This window comes from Candidatus Neomarinimicrobiota bacterium, from assembly GCA_021734025.1.
In the GTDB taxonomy this organism is placed as follows: domain Bacteria; phylum Fidelibacterota; class JAANXI01; order JAANXI01; family JAANXI01; genus JAANXI01.
Genome location: JAIPJS010000005.1, coordinates 64,803 through 83,239, shown reverse-complemented (window position 1 = coordinate 83,239; position 18,437 = coordinate 64,803). Strand labels below are relative to the sequence as shown.

Genomic DNA, 18,437 nt, shown 5'->3' with positions numbered 1-18,437 from the left:
TTTTATTCGTCGCTGGAATCTTCGGCGCCCCATTGTAATATCTGGTTTCGCCACATATCGGTCATATCGTACGGCGCCGGATCGCCGCCGAGGTATTTATGAAACCAGTAGAGGTGCGCATTATAGTAGAAGGGCATGGATTTGAGCCGGTCCGGCCAGTGTCCGTCATTTTCGAAGACGATGAGTTCGGATTTGACTCCCATCTTCCGGAGGTCGGTGAACAGTTGTAAGCTTTGGGTATACGGGACGCGAAAATCCTTTTTCCCGGTGATGACCAGGCACGGTGTGCTGAAATTTTCGACATAACTGGATGGGGACCATTTTTCGTACTGCCCCGAATTCCAGGGCTGGCCGCCAAGGTCCCACTCCGGAAACCAGAGCTCTTCAGTCGCGCCGTAAAACGATCGGAGATCGTACACGCCCATCATGGAGACGAGTGCCTTGAAGCGGTCGGTGTGTCCCTCAAACCAGTTCATCATGTAGCCGCCGTACGACCATCCCATGGCGCCCATTCGGTCGGCATCTACATACGGCAGGCTCTCCAGATAATCGCTGACCGCCATCAGATCTTCAAAGACCTGTCCACCCCAGTCTCCAGAGATCTGAGCGGTGAATTCGTGCCCGTATCCGGTGGAACCCCGTGGATTGCTGAAAGCCAACACGTAGCCGGCGCCGGGATACATCTGGTAATCGCCGCGAAAGCTGTTCCCGAACATTCCCTGCGGGCCGCCGTGCACATTCAGGATAAGCGGGTAATTTTTGTCCGGATCAAAATTGTGCGGCTTCACAATAAATACCTGAATTTTCTTCCCGTCAGTGCTTTCCACCCAGGTGGATTCCACCGGACGAAAATCCACCTCTTTCAGCAGGTCCTTATTGAAGTGCGTTAACTGGGTCTGACGGCTCTCGTCCGAGCGCACCGAAAAGATCTCAGTCGGCATATCAACGGCGGTGTGGCCGAAGAAGATGGTTTTCCCGTCCGGGCCCATGTCGAATCCCCGGGTGTACACCTCCGGGACAACCATTTCGATATCTCCGGAATGAATTGACAGCTGCCGGAGGGGATAATAACCCTGAAAAGGAGAATCGAAGTAAATGGTCTTCGAGTCCGGTGTCCACTGGAAATCAGAAATATTGTTGCGGAAATTTTCGGTGAGCACCCGGCGTTCGCCGGTTTTCCGGTTATAGAGCGCAAGCCGCATAAGATCGGATTCGTATCCCGGCTGCCGCTGCATGGTATACCCAATGTATTTGCCATCCGGAGAATAGCGCGGATGGCCGTCGAAGGCCGGATTATCTTTGGTAAGATTCGTGAGTTTTCCGCCGGCGATCGGGACTGTCCAGAGGTCACCATTGGTGGAGGCGGCAGGCACGCTGTCCGGATTGGAAACGAATACCACCTCTTTGCTGTCCGGAGAGATGTCGAATCCGGGACCACCACCCAGGTCAAACCGGGGAGATTCCCGATCGCCTGGCGTTAGATCCACCAGTTCGCCGCTCGTGAGATCTTTGGAAAACAGGTGACGACGCTTTCCATCCTTAAAATAGGTCCAATGCCTGTACAGGAGGTTATCGGCATAGTGCGCTTTTACCGGGCCGGCATCCGTATCCTCCTGGAGTGCTTTATTCTGTTCTGAATCAGCGCCGGCTTCAGGGAAGACTCTGGAAGAGAATACCAGGTATTGTCCGTCGGGGCTCCAGCGAGGGTTATCAACACCCATGCTGAAACTCGTCAGCTGTTTCACTTCTTTGGAATCGATGGTGATAGAAAATGCCTGCGATTTTTCGGTGACCGTATCTTTGGAAACAAACAATAATTCGTCTCCATCGGGGTGCCAGCGTGGACGTGAGGCGTTTTCCTCAATATCGGTAAGTTGCCTGGGATTGCTGCCGTCTGCGTTCACGAGCCAGATCTGGGTCTCCTTCTCACTTTGCGGGAGGTCGTAGACCGTCATGGTGAACGCCAGTATTTCCCCGTCCGGGGCCACTTGGGGACCACCCACAGATTTGACCCGGTAATAGTCGTCCAAAGTAAACGCTCGCTGCTGGCCTGATAACGGAAGGGCAAAAATTATCAGCAGAAAAAAGGATAAGAACCGTTTTTGCATTATAAACTCCTCAACGCTATGTCTGATACTTACGATAATTTACGGTGTATTGATCGAACTCCAAGGCGTCGTTCAGTCTGACTTTATTGTTTCTGGCGTTCTTCAAGCAAATCAATATAGGCTTTGTCGATAAGGTCCGTTTCCTGTATTCCCAGAGAAGCCATCAGCTGGGAGGCCATTTGATGTCCCTCTTCCCGGGACAGGTTATCCGTGAGTTCGACTTCCAGCTCCACAAATGTGCCGAGATCTTCTACGGTATCCAGATGAATCCGTGTGTTTTTGTACTGATAGAGCTTCCGTTTTTTCTCCACGACCCCCCGGATGCCCAGTGAGGCGGAGAGGATTTCCGCGAAATAATTCATTTCACTCAAAGCCATTCTATTGTATCTGGATTCTGTCGGATCGGGCGTGTCATCCCGTTCGTAATAGATCAATTCCGGGGGAGAATCCGGGGATTCCCTAAGTTTCAGCCGGCCGTATGGTGCGTTAAAAAAGGTATCCTTCTGCGTGAATTTACTCACCGGGTCGCCCACCAGTTCCCTGAGTTTCCTTTCGAGGGACCCGGTGTCCCTGATATGCGCTTTTATTTCGATATTGGAGGGCATAGGAGACTAAATTTACACGATTGCGGCCTACTCGTCACTGAAAAATTGGGAAGACGGATGTAACCGGCCGATTTTTTTAGAGTTCTTTGTATAATAGTATGTAAGGAAAGCGAATTATACCGGAACCCGTAGATCCGATTCCTGGTATTTCTCCAGGTGTTGTTCAAGCGGCTCATCACGCCAGAGAACACCACACAGGTCATCAAGATACATGACCGGAATACTAACAACACCGCAAAACAACCGGCCATTGACCATCACGGCTTTTGGACATTCGCCGTCGGTTGGATCAAGGATGCAGCGGTTTGTCCGAAGATAAAATCCTTCCGGCGTTTCACCTTGTTGGGGGCGTTTGCTCATATACTTCTCTGGGATTAGTTCACTTTACTGAATGTGATGATTTCCGGTAGAAAAGTCAATTGAGAACAGAAAGAGGTATAGGGGGGAATTTGGTATAAGGTTAAAAGGAAAAACAGACGGAATACCGCTCAATCACCTGTCTCCTTTCTTTTCCAAAGAGAAAGGGGACGCGGGTTGAATAAAGTTCTGTTTCCCTTCTCTTTGAAGAGAGGGGATTAAGGGGTGAGTTGTGTTTTTTTAGGTGCGTGTAAATAAAAAACGCCCCCGGGGTTTTCCCCGGGGGCGTTTGATAGATTACGTCTGGATTATTCGTTACTGAACAATCCGTACGTTTTCAGCCTGTGGGCCTTTTTGTCCGGAGGTCTCTTTGAATTCGACCCGGTCGCCTTCGTTCAGCGATTTAAAACCCGAACCTTCGATCGCGCTATAATGCACGAAGACGTCGTCGCCTTCTTCGCGTTCGATAAAGCCGAAGCCTTTGTCATTGTTAAACCATTTTACAGTGCCTTCTGTCAGCTCTGCCATTGGTAACTCCTTTGTTTGTTGCGTTGTGTCTCTTATTTCGGGCAGAGCTTCTAATCAAAAACATAATTCCGGAATGCGGAACTTCTTTCTTTCGAACTACTACTGCCACTTGCAACGCAAGAATACCATAACTCCGTGGCTTTGTCAAGCGAAATGGGTTGTTTTTTATCAAATCGGTGAAAATTGGACCACAATTACGCAAATAAACGGGTATGAACGCCAATTGTTAGATATAGAAACCAAGGGGACGGAGGCCGGAGACCGAAAATATGTTTGTTGTAGGTGGTTCTTTGTTTGATGTGGAATGAATGTCGGGGGGCCTCAGTAGACGGTATATTCCAGGTAGCAATTTTTCTCTAACAACTAATAACCGACTAACCGACGAAGAACATTTTTGTTACGTAAGTTGCGATACGCAATGTATTCGCACGGGGCTAAGGAAAATCATTGGTTTTATTTAACCACTTGCCCCAAAGGGATCCCCCTGGGAAACACATGAACTCGATAACACGGCAGTTAGGAGAATTGCATTTGACACAAAAAATTCGAAGCTTTAAAAGTTGAAGTGAGATGAAACTTGAAGATGAAGGAGGGAAAGTATGACATCCGTACCATCAACCATGTTGAAGTTGGGCACGAAACTGCCGCCCTTTGAGCTTCCGGATTATGAGGGCAACACAGTCTCAAGTGATGAATTTGAGGGTGATCCGGTGTTGGTGATTTTTATGTGCAATCACTGTCCCTATGTAAAAAATATTGTTGAGAAACTTTCGGAGCGCACCAAAGAGTATCGGGAAAATGGCGTGCACGTAGTCGGGATCAGCTCCAATAATGTCGAAGAATACCCTGACGACTCGCCAGAGAAGATGAAGCAATTCGCCGAAAAACACGACCTGGATTTTCCGTATCTCTACGACGAATCCCAGGAAGTGGCAAAAGCATATAGGGCGGCCTGCACCCCGGATATCTATCTTTTTAACCCGGATCATGAACTGGTTTACCGGGGACAGTTCGATGACAGCCGTCCCGGGAACGGCGTGGAGCCGACCGGAGCGGACCTCACGGCGGCTGTGAACAAGATGCTGGCCGGTGAGGGGATTCCGGAAGAGCAAGCCCCGTCGGTCGGCTGCAATATCAAGTGGAAGCCCGGTAACGCTCCGGAGTACTTCGGGTAAATACGATGAAATAGCACGCAGATGACGCTGATTAAGCAGATATCCGCAGATTTAAAAACAGCTAAAAGCCAGAAGGCCGCGAAGAAACGCCAATAACCGCCAAGAAAACTCTTTGTAAAAAATGATACAATTAATTGGTGTTTTTATTCGTGTCAATTCGCGTATCTTGGCGGCTTAAGTTTATTTCTTTATCTGCGATCCGTTGTTTCTGCGTTCATCTGCGTGCTATTCTTCTATCTAAAGGAGGTATAATTATGAAGTATCGGAAACTTGGCAACACGGGCCTCATCGTTAGCGAAGTGGGTCTCGGCACCATGCAATTTGGCAAAGGGATGAACGTGGGAAATCTCGGTCAAAAAGAGACCAACGAGATGGTTGACTTCGCCCTGGACCACGGCATCAATTTTATCGATACTGCCGACGTCTACAGTCGCGGTGAGAGCGAGACACTGGTAGGAAATGCTATTAAAGGAAAGCGCGAGGACCTGGTGCTGGCGACCAAAGCTCGTCTGCCCATGAGCGACGAAAATTTTAACCACAGCGGCGCCACTCGCGTTAACATTATGCGGGAGATTAACGCCAGCCTGAAGCGGCTGCAGACCGATTACATCGATCTCTACCAGATGCACGGATGGGATTACCATACTCCGCTGGAGGAGACGCTCCGAACCCTGGATGATCTGGTGCGCCAGGGGAAGGTGCGGTATATCGGGCTCAGTAACTATCTCGCCTGGCAGGCGGCGACGGCGCTGGGCATCCAGGAAAAGGAGGGCCTGGAAAAATTCGTCACCGCGCAGATGTACTACAGTCTGGCAGGACGCGGACTGGAGACCGAATTTATTTCTCTGGCAGAATATCACGACCTCGGGATTCTCGCTTGGAGTCCCCTGGCCGGCGGATTTCTAACCGGAAAGTACGATCGCGACAATCCGCCGCCGGAAAATTCCCGGTTTGCCGATGCAGGACAATTCGTGCCGCTGGATTCGGAGCAGGGATTTGAGATCATCGATGCGCTCCGAACGGTCGGAAAACGCCACAATGCAAGTCCGGCACGGGTCGCGCTGGCGTGGACGCTTTCGCGTCCGGCTGTAAGCAGCGTACTTATTGCGGCGCGGACGTTGGATCATCTGGAAGACAATATCAAATCCGTGGATCTGGAACTGACCGACGAGGATTTGCGGCTCCTTGATGATGTATCCGATACAAGAACACCGTATCCCAAGTGGATGGTGCGCCAGCTCAACGAAGGCGAGGATCCGCGGAACAAGGTGCTGAATCCGGAGATGTATGAGCGTGACGAAGCCTGGGAAGATCTCCGGTTTAAGAAACAAGAGTTCGATTCTTAGAGTGATGAATCTTCTGTTTATGTGCACCGCGGCTATGCAGCGCAGTCCCACCGGGGCTGCGCTCTTCCGCGACATGGGGTATTCCACGGATTATGTCGGTATGATTGCGACCGGGCAGGATGCGGTCACACCTGAAAAACTTCGCTGGGCGGATCAGGTTTTTGTGATGGAAGAGCGCCACCGGCAATTCCTGAAGCAGCAGTTCCCGGACATCTACCCGGACCTAAAAGTCCACATGCTCGGCATCCCTGATATCTACCTCCGCGACGATCCGGAACTCAAATCTCTGCTCAAAGAGAAAGTGGAGCCGTATTTAGACTGAGTTTTGGTAAGAATCAGCGTGCAAGTAAACACGTTGTTCCTGCTGGTTGTCACCGCTTTAGCGGTTGTTTTTAGTTCGTTGTTCGTGGTTAGTTGTTTGTTGTCTACCGGATATTAGTTTCCCTCCTCCGGTTTATAATTATTATTCAGTTCCACTACTGTCTCGTTAAGCAAAAAATGAAAAATATATTTATTGATAATATTGAACTTACAGTCGGTAAAAGACTGATTTGGATTTCGAATCGAAAAATGATCTATTCTTTATAAGTTACTTTATATCAGTATGTTATACCAATTAATGAAAATTTAATGGGTCACTACTGATTCAGTTCAATAGGTAACTCACTCTTTTATCAGGTATCGCATTTAAAACCTCCTCTGTAGCACCCAATACCGTTTCATTCTATGCAATAATATGTTTCTCGTACAATGGAATGTCATTTGTCCATTAATACATCATTATTATTAATAATTGTCCATAGTTATATGTAAATAGTATTCATATGGTCTTTTTTTATCGAAAAAAGCTTGACTAGTAAATTTTTGGAAAGTAGTTTTTTGGCGACTGATGAAAAAACCGCTCAATAAACGGATGTTTTGTCAGTTATAATGGCACTTTGAAAGCTGATAATAACTTTTTGGCGGTTATTTTGCTTTAAACGGTAAAATATCCGCCGTTTAAGTTTCTGTTGTTCCATTAATTCAGTGGGATACACGACCAACATCTGGCACTATAAAAAAAGGAGAGACAAGATGAAAGAACAGAAACCATCAACAGAGTCAACAAATAGAAGAACCGGCGGAATCCGGTCTGGCCGTCCATGGGCAGGTGTATTATTGGCGCTGGCAGTGATGTTCAGCGCAAATAGTGTGTCTGCCCAGCTGGATCTCGGCGCGGACGTGGTGAGCCGGTACGTCTGGCGCGGTGTGGATTTCGGAAGCAGCGCCGCCGTCCAGCCGTGGATTGGCTACGCTGCAGGCAACCTCGAAGTTGGCGCCTGGTCATCCTGGAGTCTGTCGTCGCCGGGAGCAAATGAGAACGATCTGTATGCGAGTTACAGGGTTGGCGATTTCGGTGTCACGCTGACGGATTACTTTTTCCCGGCACTGCCGGGGGCGGACGGCACCTACGGATTCTTCGAATTCGATCCGGATGCAACTGGACACATTGTTGAAGTCCTCGGCTCCGGAGCGTTCGGTGATTTCGGGGTCGCCGCCGGTGTGAACGTCTTCGGTGACGATGATAACTCCATCTATATCGAAGGTTCCTACGATTTCTATGAAGAAGGCGATGTGTCATCCGGACTGGTGGTTGGCCTCGGAAACGGCGTCTACACCACAGATGGTGAGTTTGCGCCGGTCCAGGTCGGACTCTCTGCGTCCAGGGGATCCTATTTCGCAAGTTATGTCATCAATCCGGACATGGAGGTGAACTGGCTGTATTTCGGTTTGAGTCTGTAGGAATCAATAACGTTGGTGACACTAAAGTACGAAGCAAACGGAGGAATCAATTGAAAACAAAAACGGATATATCATTCTTTGGAAAGGTCTTCGGACTGATACTGCTCCTGGCCGCCGGGCCTGTATGGGCCGGCGAAGGTGATGTTTCTTTGGAAATGTTCACCGTAAACAACCTCTGGATAATAATTGCGTCGGCCCTGGTGTTTATCATGCACCTGGGATTCGCCACCCTGGAATCGGGATTAACCCAGTCCAAAAACACGGTCAACATCCTGTTTAAGAACACCTTCATCGTGTGTGCGGGGATAATTACCTACGCTCTCGTTGGGTTTAACCTCATGTATCCCGGCGAATTCAATGGAATTATAGGGATCGCCGGTTTGGGAATTCCACTTCCGGCGGGCGGGGGCACTTCGGCATATAGTACAGGCTATACCTATTACACGGATTTCCTGTTCCAGGCCATGTTTGCCGCCACAGCCGGTACCATCGTGTCCGGGGCGGTGGCCGGACGTATCAAACTGTCCAGTTTCATGGTCTTCACCACCTTGTACGTCTCACTGGTCTACACCATCGCCGGTTCGTGGAAGTGGGGCGGAGGCTGGTTAGATGCCCTGGGCTTCTATGACTTCGCGGGATCCACCCTGGTACACAGCGTGGGAGGTTGGGGAGCACTCGCCGGCGCAATGCTGCTGGGACCCCGCCTGGGTAAATACGTGAAGGGTCGCATCAGGCCTATTCCCGGTCACAATATGCCCCTGGCCGCCATCGGCGTCTTCTTGCTGTGGCTGGGCTGGTTCGGATTCAACGGGGGCTCGGTGCTAAGCGCCGACGCGGCCGCCGTGTCGCGTACCCTGATGACCACCAGCATCGCGGCCGCCGCAGGAGGCCTGGGCGCCATGTTTACGTCCTGGTTCGTCAGCAAAAAGCCCGATCTGTCTATGGCGTTGAACGGCATACTGGCCGGGCTGGTAGGCATCACCGCCGGCGCGGATCAGATGTGGATGGGTTCGGCCATAATAATTGGGCTCATCGCCGGAGCGATTGTGGTGTTCTCAGTGGTGTTCTTCGACAAGATTCAAATCGACGATCCCGTGGGTGCCGTCTCAGTGCATCTGGTGTGCGGGATCTGGGGTACCCTGGCGGTTGGCATTTTTGGTGATATGGCTGGAATCGGACAACTGGGCATGCAGTTCGTGGGGGTGATTGCTTACGGTGTCTTTTCCTTTGGACTGGCCTACCTCTTTTTCCTTGGCATTAAAATGAGTATGGGACTCCGTGTCGGGGAGGACGAAGAACGCGAAGGCCTGGATGTAGGCGAGCACGGGATGGAAGCCTACCCACAGTTTCAGATCTTACAGGATAAATAACCGGTCGATGAAATTTTTACCACATGAAATGACTGCAAGAGGAGTGTAATGCATGAAAAAAATAGAAGCTATCATCAAACCGTTTAAGCTGGACGAAGTCCGCGAGGCGCTGGCGGAGATTGGTATCCACGGGATGACCATTAGTGAGGTGAAAGGATTCGGGCGCCAGCGCGGTCAGACGGAACTTTACCGCGGCAGCGAATATCACATCGAATTCCTGCCAAAGATAAAAATCGAGATCGTTGCCACCGAAGAACAGTATCGAGATATCGTGGAAACCCTGATTGAGCACGCCTCAACCGGGAATGTCGGCGACGGCAAGGTCTTTATCTACGATGTGGACGACAGCATCCGGATCCGGACGAAAGAATCCGGCAAGTCCGCTATCGAATAGTGGTTACTTCTCCCTCCGGGAGCTCCGGCCGTTGTCTGAGGACTGTTGTCCGTGTATTCGGGCTCCCCAGACGTCCCGGCCGGGGTCATACCGGAGTAAAAATCGGTGATCGGAAGTGGTTCGCACCTTAAAATATCGCAGAGTCGGGCGTCCTGCTCTCCTGCCCCCCTCATACCAGCGATCCTCAATTTCGCTGATTGTGTAGGCTTCTCCCTGCAAAATAAAGGAAGTGGGGCGCTCATCTGCTTTATAACCGCTGTACGTTTCGACCTGGATAGTTTCGAACAACATTCAATACTTAAAAAATATTATTTGTGCTGTCACGTCAGTTCGGTGACACCGTTACCAATTGGTCGAACAGGTCGTTGAGTTCTGTCTCAGGATTGGAGCAGAGTCCGGCATGTACCGGGGAAGTCTGAATAATGGTACTCCGTGGGGCTGTCAGCCAGTGGAAACGCTCTGACTGACTTTCGCGTCCAATAGAACCCGCGGAGTCTCCGCCGGCACAAATCCTTGGAATGAGCTCTAGCTGTTCCCGGACTTCCTTTTCGTCCAGAGAAGGTGCTAACGCTTTGATCCTCCGGTAATCCGCACAGATCTTTGCCCGGAGAAAGCGCTTCGCCTTGCAGAACAGAATCACCCCGGCATTGACAAACTCCTCCCGTTCCACATGTGGTACTACCCGGATGACGGCATAATTGTACGGATGCTTATCGGGCATCACTGGCCTCATTCACAAAAATTTCCGATTGGTCCCGACGTTGTATCAGAAAATTCGAATAGGCGGAGCGATATTCATCCGGCGTTTCGAAAAAGGTGTCGTTCGCAAGCCATGCGTCCGGTATCTGTGCCGTAATGGAGCGCAAGAGTGAATCGGTCAGGATTTCGCGCATCCCGGCGTCAACAGCCGGTATGTTTTCCGCAAACGGTAGAAGGACATGATCCTGAATTCGGTCAAACGGCGATGTGATATATTTCTCGTATCCCGGCCAGTTATGGTGAAAATACAGCGCGGCACCGTGGTCAATCAACCAGAGATCATCTTGCCAGATGAGCATGTTTACATTTCTCGGCGTTCGATCCATATTAAACACGTACGCGTCGAACCAGACGATTTTGGAGGCGTATTCCGAATCCGGTCGATTTTTTCTGAGCGCACTGTACTCAAACGCCTCCGGGAGAAACCGCATCCCGAGATTGAGTCCCACGCTAGCGTCCAGGAGATCGTGAATTTCCGGATCCGGCTCGGATGGCGCCAGTTCCGGCTCCAGCTCAATGAAAACCAGCTCCGGTACATTCAACTCCAGCGCACGAGCGATCTCCCCTGCAACCAGCTCCGCGATCAACGCCTTGGGACCCTGTCCCGCACCGACGAACTTCATGACGTACAGATTATTGTCGTCGCACTCCACCACCGCCGGCAGCGAACCGCCCTGCCGCAACGGCGTATGGTACCGCATGGCGGTGACGGTTGGGATATGGATGTCCGTTTTTGTGGAAATTGTCATAATTGGGGTAAATGTAGGGAATTCACCGTATGGAATGCATGGGAAATTTTACGGGGGGTTAACGTTGAGCCGTAAAAATGGTCACATTGATAATTCCGGGAGAAAGGAGAAGGGGAACTACAATTTGGTTGGTAGTTACCGCTTTAGCGGGGTTGTTCGTCGTTGGTGGTTCGTTGTTGGTCGTAAAATTCGTGAAAAATTCACCGGGGAATCCCGCGAGTTTTATCCAACTACCCACTCACAACGAACCACTAACGACGGACAACAAACATCTGTTATCCGGATTCATCGGTTGGATATTTATGTATCCGTTCAGTCATCCCTGCCGGGATTTGTCTGAATTTTTAGGCATTTGTTTTCCCACCAATAAATTGGTGGGCTGATAGCAGAGCGTCCCTGCGGGACTCAATTTCTACCCCTTCAAATGATCATGACTCGCCTTTTCACCCTTTTCCATTTTCATTCTTCATCCAGTCTTATCACATCATTCGAGGCTAAAATTAGGATACAACATCAAGGATAATGTGTTATACCCTTATACCTTTATACCCTATAACCATATACCGTTTTACCCTTTCCGGACTCCGATTTTTTCCCTTCCTCAATCTTCATTAAATCGTCATCTCCAGCCCGACAAGCTCCTCGCTTACCTCCCACAGTCGCCGTGCGGTTTTTTCATCGTAGGATTGAGGCGAGGACTCCTTCGGTTTTTTATCAGAGAAGTACTTTCCGGAGACACCTTCCACATCAGGAGAGGAGGCGAGATAGATGCTGGTTTCGGCGCCCTTTTTCTCGCTGCGGGCGAAGAGTTGCGTCAGGGACATCAGTATTCGTACCGGGAGGCTGTTATTGTGTCCGAAATTGGATGCGACGAATCCCGGGTGCAGCGCGTTGGCCGTCACGTCGTCGGTGTCCAGCCGGCGATCCAGTTCGTAGGTGAACAGGATATTCATCAGTTTGGACTCGCCATAGACTTTGTATCCGCTGTAGGATTGTTCGCGCTGGAGATCGTCAAAGTCGATGTCGTTGCCGTAATGCGCACCGGAGGCGACATTGACAATCCGGCTGGGAGCGCTGTCCCGGAGCGTATCCAGCAGCAGGTTGGTGAGCAGGAAGTAGTTCAGATGGTTCAGCGCCAGGGTTTTTTCGTATCCGTCCGGTGTCTCCTGTCGTGAGGTAAATATGGCCCCGGCGTTATTGAGGAGAACATCCAGGCGATCGTATTTCTCCTGAAATTTTTCTGCGGCGCTGCGGATATCGTCCATGATCGAGAGATCGGCGACAAAATAATCCGCATCTGAGCGGCCGGTAGTATCGTTCAACTCGTCGACGGTTTCCCGGCATTTCTGTTCATTCCGGCTCATAACGATTATCTGAGCGCCCTTCTTCGCCAGTCCCCGAACTGTCTCTCGACCGATTCCCGAGGTGGCGCCTGTGACCAGTATGCGTTTGTTTTCCATAGGATCTCCATTATAGAATTCGCCTCATCATTGATTTTAGCTTACATTTCAGATTACGGAGATTCAACAAAGGGAAAGCCAAACGCTGTTTTCCTTCGCTGGGAGTAATTCTTCTCAGGTGATGAAATCCTCGCGCTGAATGGATAAATTAGTGTTTCGGAGAAAAATTGACAGATGACTGATATAACAGATAAGGGAGTAATGATGAATATGATGCACTCGATTCATTCCAAAGATAATGACAAGGACGAGAAGCAGTCTAATGTGCTGATGGAAAAGATGCTCGGCACCCGGAGTATTCTGCTGACTGGGCAGGTGAACAAAGAGATGGCCGAGCGGTTCGCGCGGCAGCTCCTAATTTTGGAGGCGAATGGCGATGACCCAATCAAAGTGTTTATCGATTCCCAGGGCGGCGACGCCGACTCCGGGTTTGCCATCCTGGATATGATCCGCTTCGTGGAGCCGGAAGTGTATACCATCGGCATGGGACTGGTCGCCTCCGCCGGCGCCATTATTCTGCTGGGCGCAGAGGCAGATCATCGAGTCGGTCTGCCCAACAGCCACTATCTGATCCACCAGCCGCTGAGCGGCGTGCAGGGCGTGGCCACCGAAATCGAGATCTTTGCCGAGGAGATCGACAAGATGCGGACGAAGATCAATAAACTCATCTCCGAGGAGACCGGCCAGGACCTGGAAAAAGTCAAAGAGGATACCGACCGGGATTACTGGATGAGCCCGGATGAAGCGGTGGAGTATGGGTTGATTTCCAAGGTCGTTACCAACCGGAAGGATTTGGGTGCGTAATTCCAATGGGTTGACATATTGTAAGGATCTTGTAGAGTTGAGGCGCACCATGGAGGTTGTGTAAAACAGAATATCAAGAGGGAAATTGTGCGTGATAATCAGATAACCCTCCCAGTAGAGACGTTCCATGGAACGTCTCTACATCAAATATTATCAGTGGTTTATAAGGTATATTTTTGACTGTTTGAGAATTGCGGGGTGCCGGCTGGAATTTTTTTTGACACAATATTCTCACACACCCTTTGCATGTCATGTCTCTACGTAAAGGAATCCCAGCCGAAACTAACCTTATTTCTGATCTAAATTTGAAGAAAGGGAAATTTCGAATATACAAACAAGAGCCCCGGCTCACCACGAGCCGGGGCTTGGTAAGTTCAACGTATAAACCGGTAGTTATTTCAGCAACATCATGCGGCCGACTTTTGTAAACCGCTTGTCGCTCTCGAGACTGCGCACATTCATTCGGTACAAATAAATGCCCGATGGTAGCGTGCTACCATCAAATTCAACTGTATGGTACCCGGCATCAATATCCGTATTTACTAACTCCCGTACCAACCGGCCGGACAGGTCATATATCAGTATCGTGACACTACTCTGTTCCGGAAGCCCGTATCGGATTGTGGTGGCCGGATTGAATGGGTTCGGGTAGTTCTCGGAGAGCGAATAGGTGGCTGGCGCTGCCTGCGCGGGAGTTTCCCGTCCTGGAGTCGTTCCCGGCTTCGCCATCCCTCGCATCAACGCCACCTGGATTGCTTCGGCTTCTTCTTTGCTAATCAGGTTGGCTTCGATTTTCATGAATAACAACTCTTCATCCATTCCGTATTGTTGTTCATACTGCGCAATGATGTCCCTGGCTTTCTCAGGCTCTTGGAGGAAAAAGTGGTGAAGCGTCCAGGTTTGCTGCAAGGATTCCCGGGCCAACAAGGTTCGTGGAAATTTGGTTCGGATCTGCTGACCAAGCGCCAGCGCAGTCTGATAGTCCCCACTGTTGAGGGCTTGCTGGAGCTGATAGTTCATGGCCCAGCCTGCTACCGTGGCGTCCGGGTAGCTGTCCCGGACGGATCGACTGACTGCGGTTCCGCCGGCCCTCAGATGCGCCTGATTTTTTAACAGAATGAGATGATGCAGGGCATGGACCGCCAACGTATGATTCGGATTCATGGCAATGACGGTCGTATACGCTGACACCGCTTCGGCGGTGCGCTTCTCATATTCCAGCGCACGGGCCTGCTGGAACTGGTCTTGAAGGGCTTGGTCTGCATCTCTCTTCCCGCTTTCCGGCAGGGTGACCGGTTCCTCAACCGAGACGGGCTGTGTCGGTTTGAGAAATCCCAGCGGGTACCGATTGGTTTCATCTTCGTCGAGCCAGGGACTGTAGTCGATGTCGCCATAGAATTTGTTCGCCGGCGGGGGGATCCGCGCCCCAATAATTATAAACTGCGTTGATTTCATTGCTTTCATTGTAATTGCGGAGATTCCTTGACGAATTATCTGCAATGGTATTGTAACCACTGCCCATATCGATCAGGGCATTTTCCATAACACTAATTCCCGTACTGTTATCAGTGATCACGTTCTTGCCGTCGTTAGAGCTAAGCCGCAGCTTGGGATTGGACATTCGGTCGGACAAAAGCCCCGTACCAGTATTATAGATATCGTTGTCCTGAATGGTGGCAGTCCCGCTGATCACCCGAATTCCACTTGTCCAGGTGCCGCCGGCGAAACTATTATTCTCGATAATAATCGCGCCCGGATTGTAATAGTTATTATAAATGGCAAGCCCATACACCGCGCCGTTGGTGAGATCGATAGTGTTACCGTCTATCCAGGCGCTATGATTATCTAAATAGATCGCATAATAATCTGCATTGGACAAGTCGTTTTCCCAAATGGTGGTCAGCGAGCCTCGTCCAATCCCCTTGAAATGGTACCCATTATGATGAAAGGTGTTGCCGAAGAGGATGGCCGACGTGCTATTACACTGAACGGCTGTGCTCGCATAGCTCAGGGTCGAATATTCGATATCGCCGGTGCCGGTGGACTCAAACACGATGCCGTCCCATTCGTTGGTGCTGGCGGTGAAGGTGGCGTCGTCCGCATTCAGGGTGCCGTAGACCGATATCTTTTTATCGTTGGACACCTGGACGGTCGTTCCTTCCTTTACGGTTAATGTTACGCCCGAGCCTATAGTCAGATTATTAGTCACGGTAACCGGAGTCCACCAGGTTTCATTTCCGGTCATAGTGCCGCTGGTGGTGTAATCCGTGGTGCGCAGGTAGGCGGTATATACAGCGCCGTCATCGGCAGTGGCCAGCGGAGCAGTAGTATATGACGCAGAGCTAGAAAGAAATTCAGAACCACCACTTTCATCTCTCCATTCGCTTTTTTCTTGCGTGTGCTCCGTATCATTAAAGAACCAGAGCTTGCCACTAGCATCTGGATTGTTATCATACGCTTCTAATCGAATGCGTTGTGTAACATATGCATCGAATTCATATGGGCTTTGTTTGGATTGTGGTGAGACGTTTGGATAGAATCCTACCCCTATATGAGCACCATCCTCCCCATCCAAATCGTTCTTAGCAGTAAGGGAAATGATCTGGTCTCCTTCATACTCATAGGTCACTACGAGTTCGATATCCAGATTTGCTTCAGAACCATCCACACCCTCATCGTCAGATACAGCACCGATAGTAAATCCCTCGTTGGGGAAATTGGTACTTATATTATTCTTAATTTCGGGAGAGATAAATGAACCACTCCCATAACCAATCCCTTGTTCAATTGTTTGTCCCAAACCGGCAGCGTTCCACACATCTTCATCGTATGTGTCTGGATCATCATTCGGGTCATCTTCAACATAATCACTCGCTCTTAGAGTAAAGGTATATTGACTAGATCCATCATTTGAATAATTTACTCTTACTTCTGTCACATTTGCATTAGTTGGAATATCAAGGATTGGGAAATTTGCATAGAATAGTGCCCGATACGTATTTGTGACATAAGGAGGTTCCTCATCAGTTCCTACCGACTCGTCACCTGCTAAATAGATTGTCTCCTCCTCTGGTATATTAGGATTGTACCAGTATCGCTCTTTTGCTTGATATTTCGAGCATTCAACCGTTATCGTACCAATTAATGGTGGCTGAGCAATAAGGTAACTTAACGGTAATACAAGGCTCAAAATCAAAAACAGATACTTTTTCATAGCAATATTCCTTTTCGATTGGATGAAAGATTCCTATTATTAGAAACACGAATAGCCACAGCAATCCTGACAGATTGTTAAGTAGGGCGCCAACCTGAAAAAGCTATTCGGTCACAGGGGGCGGTGGTCGCAACACCGCTCCCTGTTTTTTTTTAGGGCGGTGGGATCTCCTTTATTCTTTTAGTTCTCCATGGAATACTAAATTTTTCAAGTTTTTATTTAATGCACAAAAAAATACTTCTCTCTTAAAAACGGCGGCATTTTTCCTCAAGGTAATGTTTTTTTGTGGAGATGTATAAAGGTACTCAACTCCAGTCCCGTTATAGTGGGTAAGTCCATCAACCATACCGAAGAAAAGGTCAACCTCGTTTCTTCCATAAATGGGCCCAGTAAAATTTTCATTGTTAATAGATAGTTGTTCTACAAACTTCTCATTCAAATGCCTGAAGATACCTTGGCCGATTACGAAATATACATTCCCATCTATACTATACAAACCGCGAGCATCTGAGTTTGAATAGAGCCGTACCAGTTTTTTCTCTTCCAATTTATAGAAATGATAGTTACCATCAACCCTCGAAGAACTCGAAAAGAGATATACGGTACCGTTTTCTTCCCTGACTGTTAAAAATTGGGATTCAAAATCTGCCTTTGCAATCTCCTCCCAGTTTTTTCCATTAAAGTGTAATAAAAATCCATAGGCATTTTCGGTCGAATCTTCGTTAAAAACGAACAAACCAGAAGCATAAATATTATCGGGTGCTGCCCCCCAAATATCTTGTACATACATAATAGGGGAGTTTTTGATATTGTATACATAATATTGCGACCATTTGGCGCCATCATAATGCCAGATGCCCGCCCCGTGCTCCAACCAGCCCGCGCCTCCTCCCATCCAGATGTCATCCTCACTAAAACCAAAGATGACATTTCCGGTGCACCAGATGGGTTCGTTGGTGTAAGTTGACCAATCTTCCCCGTCATAGTGCAGCAATCGATCCTTATAGGTGCCGCCGGCGCCCACCGCCCAGACATCATTGGGGGAGGCGCCCCAGACTGATGCAATATAATTCATCGGCATATTTAGGGTGTCTACGGTCCAGATGTAGTCCCGGCGGCCGGGTTCCAGGTCTTTGGGGGTGACGGGATTATTATTACACCCTGCCATAAAAAAAGCGAGAAAGACAATAAGGGATGAAAAGCCATCGGTAACAGAATGAGGAATACACATTTTTACACCTCATGAAGAATGACTTGAATCGATGTATCTATAAACTCCCTGCGCTGAGAGGTACAGGAACTTTTCCTAGAGATCCCTCTGGTTACAATACCCGATCATTCCTATGACAGGTAAGGTTTTATATACATAAAAACTAAGGCTCCTTATCTAGGAAAAGGAAAATTTTTTAGTCCTGTTTTGCATTATTCGGCGCCTTCTGTTCTAAGTGATTAAAAAGAATTATGTCTCCCTTTCAAGAGGTAAAGTCTTTCAAGGGCGAAATCCCGGAATGGCTAGTGAAATTTTGGAGTCATCAATCGAGGTCCCTGGGCTAATTTTTGTAAAAACCTTCTCCGACCAGATCCCCTAAAAAAAAGAACACATAAACTATAAAACGAGATTTATACTGTACCAATTGCAAGATACCCCCCCCCCCCCCCCCCCCCCCTATATGGATTTGCAAGAAAAATATTCGACAGTTTCATTTTTTTATATCTATAATATAGCGTTCGATTATACCTCAAAATTTTCAATAACCGGACAGTAGTGACTGTATCGCTTTTAAAA

General features: G+C 49.1%; 18 protein-coding genes. 7 read left to right on the top strand and 11 right to left on the bottom strand.

Going from position 1 to position 18,437, the window contains the following annotated elements; translation table 11 throughout:
• Positions 1–2 precede the first annotated feature (2 nt).
• The 4 genes from K9N57_07735 to K9N57_07720 form a co-directional block, all read right to left on the bottom strand.
• Positions 3–2,108, bottom strand: a complete 2,106-nt coding sequence (locus tag K9N57_07735) for a S9 family peptidase (protein ID MCF7804064.1) — start codon at positions 2,106–2,108, stop codon at positions 3–5.
• An 83-nt stretch (positions 2,109–2,191) separates the two neighbouring features.
• On the bottom strand, positions 2,192–2,713 hold the full coding sequence (gene cyaB, locus K9N57_07730) for a class IV adenylate cyclase (protein MCF7804063.1): 522 nt from the start codon (positions 2,711–2,713) through the stop codon (positions 2,192–2,194).
• A 114-nt stretch (positions 2,714–2,827) separates the two neighbouring features.
• Entirely contained in the window at positions 2,828–3,073 is a 246-nt protein-coding gene (locus K9N57_07725) for a hypothetical protein (protein MCF7804062.1), read from the bottom strand.
• A 312-nt stretch (positions 3,074–3,385) separates the two neighbouring features.
• Positions 3,386–3,589: a cold-shock protein gene (locus tag K9N57_07720; GenBank protein ID MCF7804061.1), complete on the bottom strand. Its 204-nt coding sequence runs from the start codon at positions 3,587–3,589 to the stop codon at positions 3,386–3,388.
• Between the two features lie 608 nt (positions 3,590–4,197).
• Between K9N57_07720 and K9N57_07715 the strand changes: the two genes are divergently transcribed.
• From K9N57_07715 to K9N57_07690, 6 genes are all read left to right on the top strand, one after another.
• The gene (locus tag K9N57_07715; protein MCF7804060.1) at positions 4,198–4,773 is read left to right on the top strand and encodes a thioredoxin family protein; all 576 of its coding nucleotides are present in this window, start codon (positions 4,198–4,200) and stop codon (positions 4,771–4,773) included.
• A gap of 254 nt (positions 4,774–5,027) precedes the next feature.
• Positions 5,028–6,119: an aldo/keto reductase gene (locus K9N57_07710; GenBank protein MCF7804059.1), complete on the top strand. Its 1,092-nt coding sequence runs from the start codon at positions 5,028–5,030 to the stop codon at positions 6,117–6,119.
• A gap of 4 nt (positions 6,120–6,123) precedes the next feature.
• Positions 6,124–6,441, top strand: a complete 318-nt coding sequence (locus tag K9N57_07705; protein ID MCF7804058.1) for a phosphotyrosine protein phosphatase — start codon at positions 6,124–6,126, stop codon at positions 6,439–6,441.
• A gap of 752 nt (positions 6,442–7,193) precedes the next feature.
• Positions 7,194–7,901, top strand: coding sequence for a hypothetical protein (locus K9N57_07700; GenBank protein MCF7804057.1), 708 nt, complete (start codon positions 7,194–7,196; stop codon positions 7,899–7,901).
• Between the two features lie 155 nt (positions 7,902–8,056).
• Complete coding sequence (locus tag K9N57_07695; protein ID MCF7804056.1) at positions 8,057–9,271, top strand: ammonium transporter; 1,215 nt, start codon at positions 8,057–8,059, stop codon at positions 9,269–9,271.
• Between the two features lie 52 nt (positions 9,272–9,323).
• Entirely contained in the window at positions 9,324–9,665 is a 342-nt protein-coding gene (locus K9N57_07690) for a P-II family nitrogen regulator (GenBank protein MCF7804055.1), read from the top strand.
• A 3-nt stretch (positions 9,666–9,668) separates the two neighbouring features.
• Here K9N57_07690 and K9N57_07685 read toward each other — a convergent pair whose 3' ends face one another.
• The 4 genes from K9N57_07685 to K9N57_07670 all read right to left on the bottom strand — a co-directional run bounded on the left by K9N57_07685 (position 9,669) and on the right by K9N57_07670 (position 12,633).
• Positions 9,669–9,956 (bottom strand): cytoplasmic protein, encoded by a 288-nt coding sequence (locus K9N57_07685; protein MCF7804054.1) that lies wholly within the window; start codon positions 9,954–9,956, stop codon positions 9,669–9,671.
• 34 nt (positions 9,957–9,990) lie between these two features.
• Positions 9,991–10,386, bottom strand: coding sequence for a DUF3037 domain-containing protein (locus tag K9N57_07680; protein MCF7804053.1), 396 nt, complete (start codon positions 10,384–10,386; stop codon positions 9,991–9,993).
• Positions 10,376–11,173 (bottom strand): aminotransferase class I and II, encoded by a 798-nt coding sequence (locus tag K9N57_07675; protein MCF7804052.1) that lies wholly within the window; start codon positions 11,171–11,173, stop codon positions 10,376–10,378. Before K9N57_07675 ends, K9N57_07680 begins: the two co-directional genes overlap by 11 nt.
• A 611-nt stretch (positions 11,174–11,784) precedes the next feature.
• The gene (locus K9N57_07670) at positions 11,785–12,633 is read right to left on the bottom strand and encodes an SDR family oxidoreductase (GenBank protein ID MCF7804051.1); all 849 of its coding nucleotides are present in this window, start codon (positions 12,631–12,633) and stop codon (positions 11,785–11,787) included.
• Between the two features lie 213 nt (positions 12,634–12,846).
• Here K9N57_07670 and K9N57_07665 point away from each other — a divergent pair, with 213 nt between their 5' ends.
• Positions 12,847–13,437: an ATP-dependent Clp protease proteolytic subunit gene (locus tag K9N57_07665; protein ID MCF7804050.1), complete on the top strand. Its 591-nt coding sequence runs from the start codon at positions 12,847–12,849 to the stop codon at positions 13,435–13,437.
• 393 nt (positions 13,438–13,830) lie between these two features.
• Here the strand turns inward: K9N57_07665 and K9N57_07660 are convergent, their stop codons facing one another.
• The 3 genes from K9N57_07660 to K9N57_07650 all read right to left on the bottom strand — a co-directional run bounded on the left by K9N57_07660 (position 13,831) and on the right by K9N57_07650 (position 17,882).
• Entirely contained in the window at positions 13,831–14,901 is a 1,071-nt protein-coding gene (locus tag K9N57_07660; protein ID MCF7804049.1) for a T9SS type A sorting domain-containing protein, read from the bottom strand.
• The gene (locus K9N57_07655; GenBank protein ID MCF7804048.1) at positions 14,792–16,237 is read right to left on the bottom strand and encodes a right-handed parallel beta-helix repeat-containing protein; all 1,446 of its coding nucleotides are present in this window, start codon (positions 16,235–16,237) and stop codon (positions 14,792–14,794) included. Before K9N57_07655 ends, K9N57_07660 begins: the two co-directional genes overlap by 110 nt.
• A gap of 586 nt (positions 16,238–16,823) precedes the next feature.
• Positions 16,824–17,882 (bottom strand): hypothetical protein, encoded by a 1,059-nt coding sequence (locus K9N57_07650; GenBank protein ID MCF7804047.1) that lies wholly within the window; start codon positions 17,880–17,882, stop codon positions 16,824–16,826.
• Positions 17,883–18,437 lie beyond the last annotated feature (555 nt).